The following is a 15,601-nucleotide window of genomic DNA, read 5'->3' on the forward strand; positions in this document are numbered from 1 at the left end:
TAGACACCTGAATGGTCAGCAGGGTCGCGCTCGTTCGCAACTCGCCATCAGCAACCGGTCAAACCATCACGAATCTCACCAACGCCGGGGCCGTGTCCGGCGCACCACACGACAGGGCCGCCGAGATCGCGGTGTCCGCCAACGAGATCCGCCGCCTGTTCGCGTCGCTGACCCGGCCACCACTCGATGAGCAGCACATCCGCCACTGGTGTCAACGGATACCCAAAACTGACCCCCTGCGGTTCTGGGAAAATTAACCCCCGGGGATTGGTCAGTCGCGGCTGGCGCGGTTCTCCTTGGCCAGCAGTTCCCGCCGTTGGCGGGTGCGGTAGGAATCGCCGGTGAGGGTGAGGACCTCGGCGTGATGGACCAGCCGGTCGATCATCGCCGCGGCCACGACGTCGTCGGAGAACGTCTCGCCCCACCGGCCGAAGGGCAGGTTCGAGGTGACCATGATCGAGCCCTGCTCGTAGCGGGACGCCACCAGCTGGAAGAACAGGTTGGCCGCGTCCTGGTCGAAGGGGATGTAGCCCACCTCGTCGATGATGATCAGCTTGTAGCGGCGGATCTTCTTCAGCTCGGCCTCCAACTGCCCGGAGTGGTGCGCCGCCGACAGCCGGGCGATCCAGTTGCTGGCGGTGTCGAACAGCACCGAATAACCCGCGTGGCAGGCCTTGACCCCCAGGCCGATGGCCAGATGGGTCTTGCCGAGCCCGGGCGGACCCAACAGGATCACGTTGTCGGCCTTGGCCACGAAGGCGGCGGTGGCCAGGTGCGCCAAAACGTCGCGGCGCAGCGAGGGCAGATGGTCGAGGTTGAAGTCCTCCAAGGTCTTGACCTGCGGGAAGTGAGCGGTGCGGATGCGCATGACGGTGCCCTTGGACTCGCGGTCGGCGACCTGGCGCTGCAGCAGGGCGGCCAGATACTCCTCGTGCGACCAGTTCTCATCGCGGGCCTGGGCGGCGAGTTCTTCCCAGAACGCGCCGATGGTGGGCGTCTTCAGCACCCGGGTCAAATAGGCGATCATCGATGGCAGGCCGTCCTTGGGTGGCGCGGCCGGGAAGTTCGCGCTGCTGGCTGTGGTCACTCGCTTCTCGCTTTCGTCTGTGATCCCGATGGGGTGAAGTCGACGCCGAACAGGGCGTCGTAGTCCGGCAGCGCCCGCACCATGACGGCATGGCCGTCGGCGTGATGGCGCATGGCCGCCTGACGGCTCTGCCGCTCGGCGGCCAGCGCCTGGCGCATCTGAGCGGCGGTGGCGGCGTGGGCCGGGTCGGTGACCACACCGTGCTTGGCCCACGAGCGAACATGGTGGGCCACGACGTGTCCGTCGCAGCGCGCCGTCACCTCCTGCGCCGAGGCGACCACGTCGATGAAGCGGCCGATGACGCGCGGATCGATCGAGTAGTCCACCGTGTCGAGGCGGACGTGGTAGTCGCGGCCCAGCCGGACGCGGTGGTGCAGGCCGACCTGCGGGGCCAGCGGCGGCAAGACCAGCATGGATTGGTAGTCGACCTGGAGCAGGTCGACGGGGCGGCCCTGGATCGAGCGCACGGTGCGAGCGTTGGCCTGCGGCAGCCACTCGGCCAGCTGGGTGTTGAAGTCGGCCGGTGAGGCGAAGACCCGCCCCGGCAGGAACGAGGTCTCCAAGAACCCGTTGTGGCGCTCGACCATGCCCTTGTATTCCGGATCCCGCGGTGGTGCCAGCTTGATCTGCGTGGCCAGGGTGCCGGCGAAGGTCGCCGCCGGCACACTGAGGCGTCCGCTGCCGCCGATCGCCGACTCGCGGTCCCACAGCAGCGTCTTGGTGACCCGGCCGAATGCCCGACAAGATGTCCCCGGCCTGGCGGGACGGGATCATCGTCGCGATCATGAACCGGGAGAAGGCCAGCGTCATCACCAGTACCGGCAGCATCCGCTGCTGGCCCGGCGCGACCGGGATCCTCGGCGCGGGAAACCACAGGTCGCACTGGGTGAGCCGGCCGGGTTGGTAGGTCACCCGGTCCACCGGGTCGATGCCCGCGTACTCGGGGCGGATGCGGGCCAGCAGCTTCTTGAGCGGTCCTTGCGAGTACGGCCAGCCGATCCGCTGCGCGATCACCGGTGCGGGCATCTTCGGCCACTCTCGCAGCAGCACGCGGATCTGCGGTTCGTAGGCATCGGCGACCGACCCGCGCGGGGCCCGCTGGTAGGTCGGCGGCCGATCGGAGGCCAACGCGGCCCGCACGGTGTTGCGGGCCACGCCCAGCCGCCTGGCGATCTCTTTGATGGGCACGCCTTCCGCTCGGTGCAGACGGCGTATCTTGGCCCAGTCCTCCACTTTCAGCACCCTCCACGATCGAGGAGGGGGTCAATTTTCGGAGTACCCCTGGGGGTCAGTTTTCAGGATCCGGCGACAACTGGTCGGCATGGCGGCTACGTCACCAGAGCCGTGCCCGACGATCCCACTACCAGCGACAACGACTCAGAGATCGATAAGTGCGGCTGGAGTATTAAGGGGTGCCTCGTCGGCTGACTTCGGCGGCGTAGGTGGCCCAGTCGCCTGCGGAGAGACGTTGCCATGCGACAGCGACGTCGGTGTGGATGCCCAGGGTGCGGGCGAGGACCGCGGCGGGGATCTCGGTGGCGAGTTGGAAGAGTGCGGTGCTGCGGGCCTGGTTGGGCCGGATCCCGAGCTGGTTCAGCCGCTGTGTCAGCTGTGTGGTGCTGACCGGCCGGCCGGGCTGGCCTCCGGGAAACAGCCATGGCGAGGGGCCAGGGCTCCGATGGTCGCGTGACCCTTGCGGTTCGCGGCAACGGCGCGGGCCATTGCCGCGACGGGCTCTGGCAACTGGACGGGAGCATCGCCAAGGCGCAGACGGACTCCCTCGGGACTGATCTTGACGTCCTCGGTGGTCAAGCGGCTGATCGCTGATGCCCCTTGGGCATAGAGGAGGAGAAGCAGCCCCGCGAGGCGATCCTCGGACTTGAGGGTGTCGTCGTGCAGGAGCCGGCGTGCGATGTTCCAGCGGTGCTCGTCATCGAGTGGCTGCGTGTGTTGGCGCTCAGCTCAACTTGACCAGACCTGCTCTCTGAAATTTGCCAGGTGAGCGACTCGCCGGGAGAGATCGTTCGTCTCTCGGTGGGCTCCCTCGACGCTTCGGATGGATCACTGTCCGGAGCGAGTCGGGGGAGCCGTATTCGATGCTCACACAGGGGGAAGACGTGGATGCGCGGGCTTTGCGTAAACGTGGCTGGTCGATCTCGGCGATCGCGCGGCATCTGGGCCGTAGCAGGCCCACGATCCGGGCCTATCTGAACGGCGAGCGGGAGCCGGGCCGGCGGCGGCGCAGCCTGGCCGATCCGTTCGAGCCGTACGCCGACTACTGCCGGTTGCGGCTGGATGAGCAAGCCGGGGATCCGCACCTGTGGGCCACGACGCTGTTCGACGAGGTCGTCGAGCTGGGCTACGAGGGTGGCTACTCGACCTTCACCCGGGCGCTGCGGGCCCGCGGGCTGCGGCCGGACTGCGAGACGTGCGCACACGCGCTGAGGGCGGCAAGCGGGGGTCAGAGCGAGCAGAGCGGCTCCGGACGAAACGACGATCGGTTCTCTCTGCCCCGGCTGCCCGATTGTTCGGCGGCACCCGGAACCCGTCAAGGGCGCCTACGGCGTCGGCTTCGCCGATGGCGCAAGCGCCACCCTTGACCGAACCCGGGCGCGAGTCGCCGATCCTGGCAGCTATCCGGGGCGGGAGAGGAGCGGGCGGACAAGGCGTGAGGCCTTGGTGATCCTGATCGTGGGACCTGCCCGGGACAGACGGGAGCCGTACACTGAACACCATGAACAGGACCCAGCATGTGCCCTACGTCCTGGAACAGGACGAGGACGGGATCTGGTGCGCCAGCGCGCAACTTCGGCCCGGCGTCGGCGCGGTGGGCGACGGTCCCACCGCCGAGGCAGCCGTGGCCGACCTGCGCGAGGCATTGATCGCGCTCATCGAGGAAGTCGGCTTGTCCCCCGAGGTGGCCGTGACGGTGGATGTCGCCTGATGCCACCCGTCCCCGCCGTCCCCGGTGCCAAGGTCGTCCGCGCTCTGGAGAAGGCGGGATTCACCCTCGCGCGAGTCCGGGGTAGCCATCACATCATGCGTCACGATGACGGGCGTGTGGTCAGCGTGCCCGTCCACTCCGGCCAAGACCTCCCGAAGGGGACCTTGCGCAACATCTTGTCGTTGACCGGCATCACCGTGGACGAGCTGAACGACCTGCTGTAGCCGTTCCCGACGTTGACCTCCACACGCCTCCTGACGGCTACGCTGACGGCAACAGCAGTGGACAACCACGGACTTCGCTGGACGGATGCGGACTCACACACCCCTGTTGACCTGCAACACCGCAGGCCAGCGAGGTGGAGATCCACACCTACCATGTCCTTGCAGGCGACCAGTCGGTCCTCGTCCACAATGCTGCCCCGCCTGACCCGAACGTTGGTACCCATTCCGAGTTGGCGCCAGCAGGTACAGGTAAGGAGCGACACCATATCCCGCCGCACTCCACGAGACCAGCTGGCAGCAGCTACGGTAAGGGCCCCACGATTCGAATGGATAGAGCCGATCATCGGGCTTTGTACTCCACAGGCAATTCGCTTCCGTCGCAGGCCTGGCTGCAGTGGCAAAGAGAGCTTGTCGCCGCTGGTAAACATGATGAAGCAATGGAAATGGAGTATCGCGATATACAGCAACGTTTCCCTGGAAAGTACGACCATGAGATTGCTGTGCATCGTGCAAACTATATCGGAGGTGCTACGTGTCCTTAGGAAGTTCGTGCAGCGATGACTGAACGGATACTTGAAGTTCGTGCTGGATCAGGGCTGGATGGCCTGCGGTTCGGTATGGACGAGCCGCAGGTCAGGGAAGGGCTGGCCTCTTACGGAAACGTATTGGATGCGACGGCTCCAGGAGGTGCACTCAGTCTTCGTACGCAAGGTCACGACGACTCGTTCTCGATATACGCTGCTTTCGAGGCTGACGGTACTCTGTTCACCCTTGAGATTTGGCGACCGGATGACGTGAGCTTGATCGATGTTAGCCTGTTCGGCATTTCGGTTTTCACCACGCCTGCTGACCGTTTTCTGTCCCGACTGGCAGGGTTAGGGCATCGAATCGATTTTGAGGACAAATGGCATCCTCTACTACCTGAAGCGTCGATTGGATTAGATCGTGAGGGCGGTGACGACTGTGATGACGACGGTCTGTCTCGTTATTTTCAGTCGGTATTTATCGCGCCGCATGGTTATTATTCCTCGCCTTCTTCGGCTAGATGCTCCGGTTGAATTCGTAGAGTTCGATGGGTTGTGAGTCTTCGTGGTTCTCGTTCTAGCGGATAGAGGTGATCTGACGACTAAAGCGCCGATGATCATTTTCTGATGGCTACGGTTCGGTCTTGCCGAGGGCATCGCCCATGTGTTCGATGGTGTCGCGCTGGATGCAGTGTCGGACGTAGGCGTCGGCGGTGATCGAGATATGGGTGTGGTCGAGTGATTCCTTGATCACGAGTAGGTCCATGCCCTGATCCAGCAGGAGTGAGGCGCACGAGTGCTGTAGGCGTAGGAGCAGATCGTGCGTAGTCCTGCACGCTGAAGCAGGCCCTTGAAGTCGCGGTTGACGTTGGTCAGGTTGACCATTCCACCATGCTGAGTGGTGAACACCAGCCTGGTCTCAGGCCAGGTCGCTCCGATGGCTTGGTGTTCGCGCTCTTGTTACTCGCGGTGCATGGTCAGGGCGTCGATACACGGGCCGACGGAGCGATGCGTCGTTCCGAGTTGATGGTCTTGGTGGGGGCAAGGACCAAGCCGGCCCCGCTAGGCGTCGCACTGGAGGGTACGGCGGATGGTCAGGGTGCTGCCGGTCAGATAGCGCATCCGAGTAGTTCGCCGCGGCGCATGTCGGTGCTCAAGGTCAGCACTGTCAGGGCGTGGAGCCGGACTTGATCCGGGTGAGGAAAGCGGCCCATGTGTCGGGGGCGAGGAGCAGCGCCGGGCCGTTGGGGTTTTTGCTGTCGCGGATGGCGACGAGGCCGGGGAGGTTGCGGGCCACCTCGACGCAGTTGCCGCCGTTGCTGTTGCTGAGGCTGCTCTTGTGCCATTCGGCGCTGCTCAGGTCCATGCGCGCATCCTCTTCTCGATCAGCGCCGCCGAGGCGGTCTGCGGCAGCGCGTACGACCGCAACGCGTCGAACCGGGCGGTCAAGGGGTAGACCCGGGCGGGGTCGGCCAGCAGCTGCCCGTCCTCGGCGTTTTCCATATACACCATATCCGGCGAGGTCTTGAAGGACAGGATCAGCAGCGGGCCGTCCAGTCCGGGATGGGCGCCAACGTCGAGCGGGATCACCTGGATCGTAATCCGCGGCCGGGCCGCTGCGGCCAGCAGGCAGCCGAGCTGATCGCGCATGACCTGCCTGCCGCCGACCGGCCGGAGCAGCGCGGACTCGTCCAGCAGGACGAGCAGGGTCGGCGGGTCGGGCCGGTCCAGCAGGCACTTTCTCTGCATCCGGGCGGCCACCAGCTTCTCGATCTGCTCGTCGTCGTCGAACGCCTGCCCGGCCCGCAGGAGTGCCCGGGCGTAGTCTTCGGTCTGCAGCAGTCCCGGGATCACGGTGACTTCGTAGTTGCGCAGTGACCGTGCTTCCTGTTCCAGCTCCAGCAGCGAGCGGACCCAGGCGGGAGAGGCCTCCCTGGTGATCAACGGCCAGAGGTTCATGAGCGCCCCACCGGCCTCCAGGATCTCGTCGCACCGCTCGGCGAACGGCTTGCTCGGGGGACGTGCGGCGGTCTCGGCCTGGCAGACCAGCGTGTGCGAGTAGGCGATGCGCTTGGCAAGTTCCTGCTGGCTCCAGCCCTTGGCCTCGCGTAGTCTGCGCAGCTCGGCGCCCCAGTAGGCGGCGACGCTGGTGCTGGGGTCGAGCTCCTTGGTTGCGGGCATCGGAGGGACCCCATCTCTCGGTCTATGGGAGGAGTCGTGGAGCCCGTCCACGTCAGGACGGCAGGCTGCGATACGCAGATTACTAAAAGTAGCTTCTCGTTTACCCTTTGAGAAGGGAAGGCGGGTCGGTGTCCCGGCTCGGGTCAGGTGATCGACGTGTGGTGCCGGCGGTCGGAGGACCGCTGCGAGCGGTCAGAGGAGGGATCGCAGGCGCTCGGCCGTGATCCCGGCCTGCCGCACGATGGAGCCGAGCGTGCCCACGGCCATACTGTCGTGAAGCGGGACGATGACCGTGCGCGTCTACGCCTTGGTGACCAGGCGCAGCTTGCAGTGACTTCCCTTGACACTGACCGTCTCGAAGCCGCACTTCTCCAAGGCACGCACCACCTGCGCCCCGGAGCACACGGGGAACTGCCGTGGACTCACGCGGACAGCCGGATCTCGACCGGGGCCACGATGGGCTGTTCGTACGCTTCGGGAGCGGGCTCATCCTCGTAGTACAGCTCAAGGGCTTCCCGGAGGTTGGCCAGCGCCTCGTCGACGGTGCGGCCCTGGCTCGTCACCTCGACCTGGAGACATCGCGCGACATACCAGCCTTCATCATCCGGGGTCACGGTCGCGGTCAGCCGTACGGTCTGGCTCATGAAGCCAAGGGTACGCCAGCGAACCACCGGACGCCCGCCATCAGGGTGTACGGCGACAGCCTCTCCGGAGGACGCCGCCGGCCTGCTCTCAGAGTTGACCGGGCGGTGGCCATCACCTGGTGCCCCGGCCTGATTCGCCAAGGTTTGTCCTAACCGCGAGAAGAGATCTGCTGGACGGCCCAGCCGTTGCCGTCCGGGTCGTCGAAGAAGACGAACCCGACGTTGTCCAGGGGGTCCGGCATGGGGGTCGGGCTCTGGCCCAGGACCTGGACCTCGCTGACCTGCACGCCGCGCTCGACGAGCTCGGCGTGGGCCTTGCGGATGTCGGGGACGACCAGTTGCAGGCCGCGGAGCGAGCCCGGGGGCATGTCCGGGACGGCGCCCTTGCCGATGACGATCGAGCAGCCCGACCCGGGAGGGGTGAGCTGGACGATGCGGGTCGCCTCGTCGATCACGGTGTCGTGGTCGACGGTGAAGCCGAGCCGCCGGGAGTAGAAGTCCTTGGCCCGGTCCACGTCCGCGACCGGGACGACCACCACTTCCAGGGTCCAGTTCATGCCGCTCCCCTTCTCGCTCCGGTGGGGATGATCGTAACCCTCGCGGGCCGTGCGCCGCAGGGGCGATCGGACGCCGCCGGTGCTCCGCGCCCTTCGGGCACCGGCGGCCGTCACGTCTGGCCTTGCTGTCTTACTTGATCAGGCCGGAGACGAGGTTGCGCAGCTCGATGTGGCCGGCCTTGAGCTCGGCCACATCGTCCTCGACCCGCTTCATCGAGAGTTCGAGGTTGCCGACGGAGCGCTTCACCGTGATGATCTCCTCCCGGAGCTCGGAGTGCCCGGCACGCATCTCGGCGCGGAGTTCCTCTTGTCCCTTGCGCATCTCGGCGCGGAGTTCCTCCTGCCCCTTGCGCATCTCGGCGCGGAGCTCCGCCTGCTCCTTGCGGAGTTCGTCCTGTCCCTTCCTGAGTTCCTCCGTGGTCGTGCGGAGTTCCTCCGTGGTCGTGCGGAGTTCCTGCGTGGTCGTGTGGAGCTGCTCCGTCAGGGTGCGGAGGTCACCCAGAACGGAGAGGGTGGCCGTGGATATGTCGCGCTGCAGGAGCTGGTCGGCCCGGAGCGAGGCGATGTCGCTCTCCATGGTCTGCACGCGGTAGGTCAGCTTCGTCTTCACCGATTTCTTCCTTGCCATCGTCGAATACGGGGGAACCGACGGCGGTGGAGGGGGCGCCCGACCGGTGAGGAAAAGACTACGCACAGCTCATTCTTGATCGCTACACGTGGTGACGGCCGGGGTGGCGGAAGCCGTACCGGGTGGAAGAAAGATCCACCCGGTACGGCTCCCGCGGGCCGGTGATCACAGGTTGGACCGCTCCGGAGAGGCGGCCGGCGGGGCGGCGGGGCGGCCGGCCGCGGGGTCGTACGGCCCGGCGGACGGCGGGGCGTCGACGACCACGGTGTCGGCCTGGACGGGGGCGCCCTCCATGACCGCGCGGGCGTGGTCGAAGTGGGAGGCGGCGACCAGTACGTCGTAGCGGCCGGCGACGATCGCGCTGCGCGAGGCGAAGTCGCGCTTGCCGCGGGTGAAGAAGTGGTTGATGAAGCCGAACGCGGCGCCCATCACCGCGCCCCACAGGCCCGCCCAGAGCACGAGCATGAAGAACGAGAGCGTGGTGGAGGTGAACAGGCCGAGGAACATCCCGACCACCAGGCCGAAGACCAGGCCGCTCCCGGCACCGGTGAGCGCGGCCCGGCCGTTGGTCATCCTGCCGGTGACGGTCTCCTCCAGCCGGAGGTCGCTGCCGACGATCGCCAGGTTCTCGACGGGGAAGCCCGCGTCCGAGAGGGTGTCCACGGTCCGCTGCGCTGCCAGGTAGTTGTCATATCCGACCAGGGCCCTGCGGTCGACGACGACCGGGGTGTCCAGGCCGAGGGATAGCTGGTTCATGTCCTTCGCCCTTCCGACGAGTGGGGGTGACTCGGAAGAGGGCACTACCCGGGGCGCGCGCCGGGATGCGCGCCCCGGGGCGGGGATTGCGTCACCCGCCGGGGGCGCCGGACGCCGGGCCGGGGCGCGCACCGCCCGGCGCCCGGATGCGGGCGCCGGGCGGGACCCGTGTCACCGGCTCCGGTGGCGGCACGCCCTACCAGCTCTGGTGGAGCGGCATGCCCTCGGTGTATCCGGACGAGCTCTGCACGCCGACCACCGCGCGCTCGTGGAACTCCTCCAGGGAGGCCGCGCCCGCGTAGGTGCACGAGGAGCGCAGACCGGCCACGATGGCGTCGATCTGGTCCTCGACGCTGGGCCGCACCGGGTCGAGGTACATCCGGGAGGTGGAGATGCCCTCCTCGAACAGGGCCTTGCGGGCCCGGTCGAAGGGGGAGTCCTCGGCGGTGCGGAGCTTCACGGCGCGGGCCGAGGCCATGCCGTAGTTCTCCTTGTACCTGCGGCCGTCGGCGGCGGTGCGAGCGTCGCCGGGAGACTCGTAGGTGCCCGCGAACCAGGAGCCGATCATCACGTTGGCCGCTCCGGCGGCCAGGGCCAGCGCCACGTCGCGGGGGTGGCGCACGCCGCCGTCGGCCCAGACGTGCCGGCCCAGGCGGCGGGCCTCGGCCGAGCACTCCAGCACGGCGGAGAACTGCGGGCGGCCGACCCCGGTCATCATCCGGGTGGTGCACATGGCGCCGGGGCCGACGCCGACCTTGAGGATGTCCGCACCGGCCTCGACCAGGTCGCGCACGCCGGCGGCGGTGACGACGTTGCCCGCGGCGACCGGCACTCCGGGGTCGAGCGCGCGGACCGCCTTCAGCGCGCCGATCATCTTCTCCTGGTGGCCGTGGGCGGTGTCCACGACCAGGCAGTCGATCCCGGCCTCCAGCAGTTCCTTGGCCTTGGCGGCCACGTCGCCGTTGACGCCGACGGCGGCGGCGATGCGCAGCCGCCCCGAGGCGTCGACGGCCGGCGTGTAGAGGGTGGCGCGCAGCGCGCCGGTCCGGGTCAGGATGCCGACCAGGCGGCCGTCGCCGTCGACGATCGGGGCCAGCCGGTGGCGGCCCTCGTGCAGCCGGTCGAAGGCCTCGCGCGGGTCGAGCCCGGCGGGCAGGGCGAGCAGGTGGTCCGACATGACCTGGGAGAGCTGGGTGTACATGTCCACGCCCTGGCAGTCGGCCTCGGTGACCACGCCGATCGGGCGGTGGCCGTCGTCGACGATGATGACCGCGCCGTGCGCCCGCTTGGGCAGCAGGCTGAGCGCCGCGCCGACGGTGTCGTGCGGGGCGAGGGTGAGCGGGGTGTCATGGACCAGGTCGCGCTTCTTGACCCAGTCGACGACGTCGGCGACCACGTCGATGGGGATGTCCTGCGGGATCACCGTGATGCCGCCGCGCCGGGCGACGGTCTCGGCCATCCGGCGCCCCGCGACCGCGGTCATGTTGGCGACGACGATGGGGATGGTGGTGCCGGTGCCGTCGGCGGTGGACAGGTCGACGGCGAGCCTGGAGCCGATCGAGGAGCGCGACGGGACCATGAAGACGTCGCTGTAGGTCAGGTCGTGGGCCGGAGCCATGTCGTTGAGGAACTTCACGTGGGTCTACCTTATCGAGTCCCCACCTATGCGCGGACTCTAGTCTGTGCTGGCCAGTGTCGCCCTATGTATTCCGAAATTACGTGGCGAGTAAGCGCGATCTGCCCGGGGAGCTGGGACAGCGGGGCGGGAAGCAGGAAGGCCGGTTTCGGGTGGACCGATACGACGATTTTTGATCTTGCTGGTGAGTGTCGCGTGACAGATGACAGGTTCCTTCTCGTTCACCTCCCACATGCGTATGCGCGCGCGCACGTGGGGGGATAACCAGAGGAAATCTGTCATCTGTCACAGACGAGGGCCATCCGGCATCGTTTTCGCAGGTCAGGCGGCAAATCGGGGCGATGACACATCTGTCACGCCTCTCCGCTGCCGTTCGCTGGGCTGCTCTCGTCGTCGTCCGTCGGCTCCGGGCCCACGAAGCTGCCGAGGTACGGGCGGGTGTAGATGTGTCCCTGCTCCCGCAGCCACTTCGTCGCCTTCCGGATCGTCGTGTAGGCGACGCCGAACTCTTCGGCCAGGGCGCGCTCGGTCAGCATGCGGCCGGCCGGATACTCGCCCGACTCGATCCGTCTCCGGACGATGTTCGCCACCTGCTGCCAGCGGGGTAGATCAGCGCGCCATTCGATCATGGAGTGCAGCGTAGAAGATCATGTAGCAGGGTCCTGAAGCGGCTAGAACCGCACAGCTATGCACTGCCGTATAGAGCAGGGCATAGCAGTTGTGGTGTAATCGGGGTCGCGGCCGCTTTTTCTCGGAGGGACGGCGGCCTGCCCCGATCGGCGCGGAGATGCGGCGTCACCCGCATCTCCGCGCCCCCCACGTTGGAGGTGACGCTCCATGGCCATCGACGGTCTCGGTATCCACTGGACCCCGTTCCGGCCGTCCGGCGCCGTCCTCCGCGTGAAAGCCAACCTCGGCCAGGACTACGAGTTCTGCGCCATGGGCGGCCTCTGGCTCGTCCTCCGCCACCGAGACGGCCGCACCATGGAGGCCGGCCGCGGCGGCTTGAACACCGCCCGCGCCGTCTGGGACGAGATCATCCTCGCCGACATTCGCGGCCACCTGCCGTCCCATCCCCGTAAATGAAGAAGGCCCGGCCAGCGCGCCAACGCTGACCGGGTTCTTCCAGCTCAGACACCTAACCCAAGTAGGAGTCCGAACCATGCAGAACCCTACGGGCACGCCCGTGAGCGTGCCAACCCTCTACGACCGCCGCGCCGAACGCCTCATCGCGGCCGGGATCGCCGCCCAGCAGGAAGCCGCGGCCGCCGCCGTCCGCGCCGAGACCGAGCTCCGGCTCCGCCAGGCCGCCCGCGACGACGCCCGCCAGGAGGCCGCCGAGCGTGACCGGGCCCGCCGGGACCGTGCCTACCGGTGGAAGACCCGCCGCGCCGAGCTCGCCGCCTCCGCGGTACGGTCCGGCCCGCTTCTCGCTGGCGGCATCGCCATGGGCGCCCCCATCATTCTCGCCTGGTCCGGCCAGCTGGCGTTCGGCCGGGACATCATGCTTCTCGGGCCGCTCGCCCCCGCCGTCCCCGTCGCCCTCGAGGGCGCGGTCTGGTATGTCGCCTACCTCATCCACCGCGCCTCCGAGGCCGGGCTGCCGACCGGCGTCTACCGGGCGTGGGCGTGGATCCTCGCCGGAGTCGCCGCCGGCATGAACTACTGGCATGGGGCGACCTCAGCGGGCGGGGCGCAGCGTGGCGCCGTGCTCGCCCTCGCCTCGTTGCTCGGCGTCGGCCTGTGGGAGCTGACCGTCCGACTCCGGGAGCGCCGTCAGCGCGGCCGTACCGTCACCGAAGCCCGGACCGCGGCCTGGCGGCGCCTGAGGTACCCGATCCTGTCGTGGAACGCCGGATCGATCCGATCGGCGCGAGGCTGCACGATCGGCGACGCCTGGACCGCGGCGTGGATCGACCGGTACGGGCTCGGCCCGGACTCGACCCGCCGGGACCGGCGGATCGGCCGGTCGATCGTCAAGGCCCGGCTGAAGGCCGATCGGGTCGACGCCCGCGACGGCCGCCTGGTAATCGTCGACGGGTCGATCGTCCGGAAGGCCACCCCCGATCCTCGATCGGCGGAGGCGGGGGAGGAGGCGCTGTCCCGGCTGCGCGCGTTCCAGGCCGACCGGGAGAACGTGGCCCGATCGATCCTGGGCGCCGGGTTCGGACGTCGGCCGGCTCCCCGCCCGATCGATCGGCCTGCCCCGATCCTCGCCCCGGTGCCTCCGATCGAGACGGATCGGCCGTCCGCCGAGACGATCGACCCGGGCACGCTGCTCGACCTGGCCGATCCGGAGCAGGCGGCGGCGCCGCGCCGATCGATCGAGCAGCACCGGATCGAGCTCCGCCGCAGGATCGACGCTGGGGAGATCGATCGATCGGCGGCCACGGCGGAGGACATCCGGAAAGCGCTGCGGTGCTCGCCGGCCACCGCGCGGACGCTGAGGGACGAGCTCCGGGGCGCGGCATGAGTGCGCCCACGATCGAGCAGCCCGTACGGACGGAGGAGTTCGTACGGCCCCGCACGCCGACCGAGTTCTGGGACCGTCCCCGCCGCGGCCGTACGGGTGTGCGGATCCGTGCGGTCGCCCACCGGGTGCGGCAGGGCCAGCCCGTACGGAAGACCGTACGGTTTGCGTGGCGTACGGCGACCGCGCCGGTGGCCGGCACCGGGCAGCTCGGCCGGATCTACTGGCGGTGGGTCCGCGCCGACGACTACGCGGGCACCGACGACCTCAAGTTCCTGGAGAGCGTTCGGACGCGGCGGCGCCGTACGGCGTGGCTCGTCGGCTCTGGCTATGTCGTGTCGTCGGCGGTGGGCGCGTACGTCACCGGCGGCTCCGCGGGCATCCTCGCGGCCGGGGCGGTCGCTGCTGCCGGGACCGCTGTCGAGGTGAAGAAGCGCATCGCCGAGCGGCCGGTGCCGTTCAAGCTCCCCGGGAAGAAGGGCGGGACTCCGCGGGAGGACCTCGTCGTCAAGGCCGCCATCGACGCCAAGCTCGGCCGGGCGGCCGGGATGCGGCTCGCCTCCCCGGTCCTGTCGGAGGACGGCGGCTGGTCCACCATCCTGCAGCTCGCCCCGGGCGACCAGGCGCGGGGAGCTCTCGGCAAGGAGGGCGCGTTCGCCTCCGCAATCGGCGTCGGCGAATCCCAGGTCGTGTTCGAGCTGGTGACGGGGAACGCGGGCCAGCTCGCCGTCTTCGTCGCCGCCGCGGACCCGTTCCTGAAGGTGTACCCGTCGCCGCTGATCGGCCGCACCGAGCCGGTCGACTTCTGGGCCGGGATCCCGGCCGGGGTCAACGGACGGGGACGCCTGGAGAAGCTCCGCCTCGTCGACGCGTCCCTGCTCGTCGCAGGGGAGCCGCGCGCCGGCAAGAGCGCGGCCGTGAACGGCATCATCGGGGCGGCGGCCCTGGCCGTCACCCCGAAGATCCACCTGTGGGACGGGAAGGGTGCTGGCGACCACCGGGTGTGGAAGCGGATCGCGCACACCGCCCAGAAGCGCAACGCGAAGGGCCTGCTCGCGCACCTGAAGAAGATGCAGGCGCGGATGGAGCACGTCTTCGACCTGCTCGACGAGAACGGCACGTCGACGAAGCTCACGCCGGAGCTGTGCCGCCAGTTCGGCGTCGACGTCGAGCTGACGATCGTGGACGAGACCCGGTACTACGTGTGCTCGGAGTACGGCAAGGAAATCGTTGAGCTGATGGTGGACATCGCGTCCCGCGGGCCAGCCGCCGGGGTGCTGCTGGTGCTCGCCTCCCAGCGGATGACGAAGGACGCGATCCCGTCGGAGCTGAAGGGCGTGTGCTCGCTGCGGTGGGCGATGCGCTGCCCGGATGTGATCGCGTCCAACGCGGTGCTCGGGCCCGGGGCGGCCGGTGCCGGATACGACGCGTCCGAGATCCCGCGGAGCCATCGCGGGGTCGGCATCCTGGATGCGGACGGCGAAGACCCGTCCAAGCTCCGCTCCTGCTTCCTGGATGACCCGGATCTGGTCGCGGTCGCCGATGTCGCCTACGAGCTTCGGCGTGCGGCCGGCACCCTCCCCGCCCGGGAGACCGCGCCCACGGTCGAGGAGCATCCGGTCGAGCTGGTCCTGGCCGCCATGGGCGAGGCGGACCGGTTGCACACCGCGGAGCTGGTGGAGGCGCTCGGCGACGGCTGGTCGGCGGCCCGGCTCGCTGAGGTGCTCCGGCCGTACGGCATCAGCCCGGCGCAGGTCGTGATCGACGGCCGGAACCGCAACGGCTACCGGCGTGCCGACGTCGAGGCCGCGCTCACCACGGTCTAGCAGAGGGTCTATCAGACCTCTACCCCCTAGCCCGGGTCTACCCAGGGTCTAGCCGCTCTGACCTGCACGTTAGAGCCGCTAGACCCTCCCGGGCACCCCCTCGAAAACGGCCCTGAGCCCCCGC

At 68.5% G+C, this 15,601-nt stretch carries 17 protein-coding genes and 1 pseudogene; 7 read left to right on the forward strand and 11 right to left on the reverse strand.

Translation table 11 applies throughout. From position 1 onward, the window contains the following. Nucleotides 1-271: 271 nt before the first annotated feature. The gene (gene istB / locus FHS22_RS21275) at nt 272-1,087 is read right to left on the reverse strand and encodes an IS21-like element helper ATPase IstB (protein ID WP_338047874.1); all 816 of its coding nucleotides are present in this window, start codon (nt 1,085-1,087) and stop codon (nt 272-274) included. Next, nucleotides 1,084-2,329, reverse strand: a pseudogene (locus FHS22_RS21280) (IS21/IS408/IS1162 family transposase). The gene istB and the pseudogene FHS22_RS21280 overlap by 4 nt, the downstream one beginning before the upstream one ends. Before the next feature lie 854 nt (nt 2,330-3,183). Between FHS22_RS21280 and FHS22_RS21285 the strand changes: the two are divergent. The 4 genes from FHS22_RS21285 (at nt 3,184) to FHS22_RS21300 (ending at nt 5,313) form a co-directional block, all read left to right on the forward strand. Next, on the forward strand, nt 3,184-3,687 hold the full coding sequence (locus FHS22_RS21285; RefSeq protein WP_221473934.1) for a helix-turn-helix domain-containing protein: 504 nt from the start codon (nt 3,184-3,186) through the stop codon (nt 3,685-3,687). 134 nt (nt 3,688-3,821) lie between these two features. Further along, the gene (locus tag FHS22_RS21290; RefSeq protein ID WP_184944129.1) at nt 3,822-4,031 is read left to right on the forward strand and encodes a hypothetical protein; all 210 of its coding nucleotides are present in this window, start codon (nt 3,822-3,824) and stop codon (nt 4,029-4,031) included. Further along, nucleotides 4,031-4,255, forward strand: a complete 225-nt coding sequence (locus FHS22_RS21295; protein WP_184944131.1) for a type II toxin-antitoxin system HicA family toxin — start codon at nt 4,031-4,033, stop codon at nt 4,253-4,255. Before FHS22_RS21290 ends, FHS22_RS21295 begins: the two co-directional genes overlap by 1 nt. A gap of 557 nt (nt 4,256-4,812) precedes the next feature. Further along, on the forward strand, nt 4,813-5,313 hold the full coding sequence (locus tag FHS22_RS21300) for a hypothetical protein (RefSeq protein ID WP_184944133.1): 501 nt from the start codon (nt 4,813-4,815) through the stop codon (nt 5,311-5,313). 97 nt (nt 5,314-5,410) lie between these two features. Here the strand turns inward: FHS22_RS21300 and FHS22_RS38245 are convergent, their stop codons facing one another. From FHS22_RS38245 to FHS22_RS21345, 9 genes are all read right to left on the reverse strand, one after another. Next, nucleotides 5,411-5,545 (reverse strand): hypothetical protein, encoded by a 135-nt coding sequence (locus tag FHS22_RS38245; protein WP_260408159.1) that lies wholly within the window; start codon nt 5,543-5,545, stop codon nt 5,411-5,413. 402 nt (nt 5,546-5,947) lie between these two features. After that, nucleotides 5,948-6,145, reverse strand: a complete 198-nt coding sequence (locus tag FHS22_RS21305) for a DUF397 domain-containing protein (RefSeq protein WP_184944135.1) — start codon at nt 6,143-6,145, stop codon at nt 5,948-5,950. Next, the gene (locus tag FHS22_RS21310; protein WP_184944136.1) at nt 6,136-6,960 is read right to left on the reverse strand and encodes a helix-turn-helix domain-containing protein; all 825 of its coding nucleotides are present in this window, start codon (nt 6,958-6,960) and stop codon (nt 6,136-6,138) included. The genes FHS22_RS21305 and FHS22_RS21310 overlap by 10 nt, the downstream gene beginning before the upstream one ends. Nucleotides 6,961-7,382: 422 nt before the next feature. Then, entirely contained in the window at nt 7,383-7,604 is a 222-nt protein-coding gene (locus tag FHS22_RS21320) for a type II toxin-antitoxin system HicB family antitoxin (RefSeq protein WP_184944137.1), read from the reverse strand. 149 nt (nt 7,605-7,753) lie between these two features. Then, on the reverse strand, nt 7,754-8,161 hold the full coding sequence (locus FHS22_RS21325) for a VOC family protein (RefSeq protein WP_184944138.1): 408 nt from the start codon (nt 8,159-8,161) through the stop codon (nt 7,754-7,756). A gap of 130 nt (nt 8,162-8,291) precedes the next feature. Continuing rightward, on the reverse strand, nt 8,292-8,771 hold the full coding sequence (locus tag FHS22_RS21330) for a hypothetical protein (protein WP_184944139.1): 480 nt from the start codon (nt 8,769-8,771) through the stop codon (nt 8,292-8,294). Nucleotides 8,772-8,954: 183 nt separating this feature from the next. Further along, nucleotides 8,955-9,545, reverse strand: coding sequence for a YflT domain-containing protein (locus FHS22_RS21335; RefSeq protein ID WP_184944140.1), 591 nt, complete (start codon nt 9,543-9,545; stop codon nt 8,955-8,957). Nucleotides 9,546-9,741: 196 nt separating this feature from the next. After that, nucleotides 9,742-11,181: a GuaB1 family IMP dehydrogenase-related protein gene (locus FHS22_RS21340; protein WP_184944141.1), complete on the reverse strand. Its 1,440-nt coding sequence runs from the start codon at nt 11,179-11,181 to the stop codon at nt 9,742-9,744. Between the two features lie 353 nt (nt 11,182-11,534). Continuing rightward, nucleotides 11,535-11,810 carry a winged helix-turn-helix domain-containing protein gene (locus tag FHS22_RS21345; RefSeq protein WP_184944142.1) on the reverse strand — a complete coding sequence of 92 codons (276 nt, stop codon included), beginning with the start codon at nt 11,808-11,810 and terminating at the stop codon, nt 11,535-11,537. Between the two features lie 208 nt (nt 11,811-12,018). On the opposite strand from FHS22_RS21345, the gene FHS22_RS21350 reads away from it, so the two are divergent. The 3 genes from FHS22_RS21350 to FHS22_RS21360 all read left to right on the forward strand — a co-directional run bounded on the left by FHS22_RS21350 (nt 12,019) and on the right by FHS22_RS21360 (nt 15,477). Beyond that, nucleotides 12,019-12,267 carry a hypothetical protein gene (locus FHS22_RS21350; RefSeq protein WP_184944144.1) on the forward strand — a complete coding sequence of 83 codons (249 nt, stop codon included), beginning with the start codon at nt 12,019-12,021 and terminating at the stop codon, nt 12,265-12,267. A gap of 76 nt (nt 12,268-12,343) precedes the next feature. Continuing rightward, entirely contained in the window at nt 12,344-13,654 is a 1,311-nt protein-coding gene (locus FHS22_RS21355; protein ID WP_184944145.1) for a DUF2637 domain-containing protein, read from the forward strand. Continuing rightward, a complete protein-coding gene (locus FHS22_RS21360) occupies nt 13,651-15,477 on the forward strand; it encodes an FtsK/SpoIIIE domain-containing protein (RefSeq protein ID WP_184944147.1) in 1,827 nt (608 codons plus the stop codon). Before FHS22_RS21355 ends, FHS22_RS21360 begins: the two co-directional genes overlap by 4 nt. Nucleotides 15,478-15,601 lie beyond the last annotated feature (124 nt).

The sequence above is a fragment of the Thiemannella venezuelensis genome, from assembly GCF_014203605.1.
GTDB lineage: Bacteria > Actinomycetota > Actinomycetes > Streptosporangiales > Streptosporangiaceae > Planomonospora_A > Planomonospora_A venezuelensis.

Bases quoted from the DNA above. Each gene is read 5' to 3' on its own strand.
- FHS22_RS21305 (WP_184944135.1), bottom strand. From the start codon at position 6,145: ATGGACCTGAGCAGCGCCGAATGGCACAAGAGCAGCCTCAGCAACAGC.
- FHS22_RS21320 (WP_184944137.1), bottom strand. From the start codon at position 7,604: ATGAGCCAGACCGTACGGCTGACCGCGACCGTGACCCCGGATGATGAA.
- FHS22_RS21285 (WP_221473934.1), top strand. From the start codon at position 3,184: ATGCTCACACAGGGGGAAGACGTGGATGCGCGGGCTTTGCGTAAACGT.
- FHS22_RS21290 (WP_184944129.1), top strand. From the start codon at position 3,822: ATGAACAGGACCCAGCATGTGCCCTACGTCCTGGAACAGGACGAGGAC.
- FHS22_RS21355 (WP_184944145.1), top strand. From the start codon at position 12,344: ATGCAGAACCCTACGGGCACGCCCGTGAGCGTGCCAACCCTCTACGAC.
- FHS22_RS21300 (WP_184944133.1), top strand. From the start codon at position 4,813: ATGACTGAACGGATACTTGAAGTTCGTGCTGGATCAGGGCTGGATGGC.
- FHS22_RS21310 (WP_184944136.1), bottom strand. From the start codon at position 6,960: ATGCCCGCAACCAAGGAGCTCGACCCCAGCACCAGCGTCGCCGCCTAC.
- FHS22_RS21345 (WP_184944142.1), bottom strand. From the start codon at position 11,810: ATGATCGAATGGCGCGCTGATCTACCCCGCTGGCAGCAGGTGGCGAAC.
- FHS22_RS21360 (WP_184944147.1), top strand. From the start codon at position 13,651: ATGAGTGCGCCCACGATCGAGCAGCCCGTACGGACGGAGGAGTTCGTA.
- FHS22_RS38245 (WP_260408159.1), bottom strand. From the start codon at position 5,545: ATGGACCTACTCGTGATCAAGGAATCACTCGACCACACCCATATCTCG.
- FHS22_RS21295 (WP_184944131.1), top strand. From the start codon at position 4,031: ATGCCACCCGTCCCCGCCGTCCCCGGTGCCAAGGTCGTCCGCGCTCTG.
- FHS22_RS21350 (WP_184944144.1), top strand. From the start codon at position 12,019: ATGGCCATCGACGGTCTCGGTATCCACTGGACCCCGTTCCGGCCGTCC.
- FHS22_RS21335 (WP_184944140.1), bottom strand. From the start codon at position 9,545: ATGAACCAGCTATCCCTCGGCCTGGACACCCCGGTCGTCGTCGACCGC.
- FHS22_RS21325 (WP_184944138.1), bottom strand. From the start codon at position 8,161: ATGAACTGGACCCTGGAAGTGGTGGTCGTCCCGGTCGCGGACGTGGAC.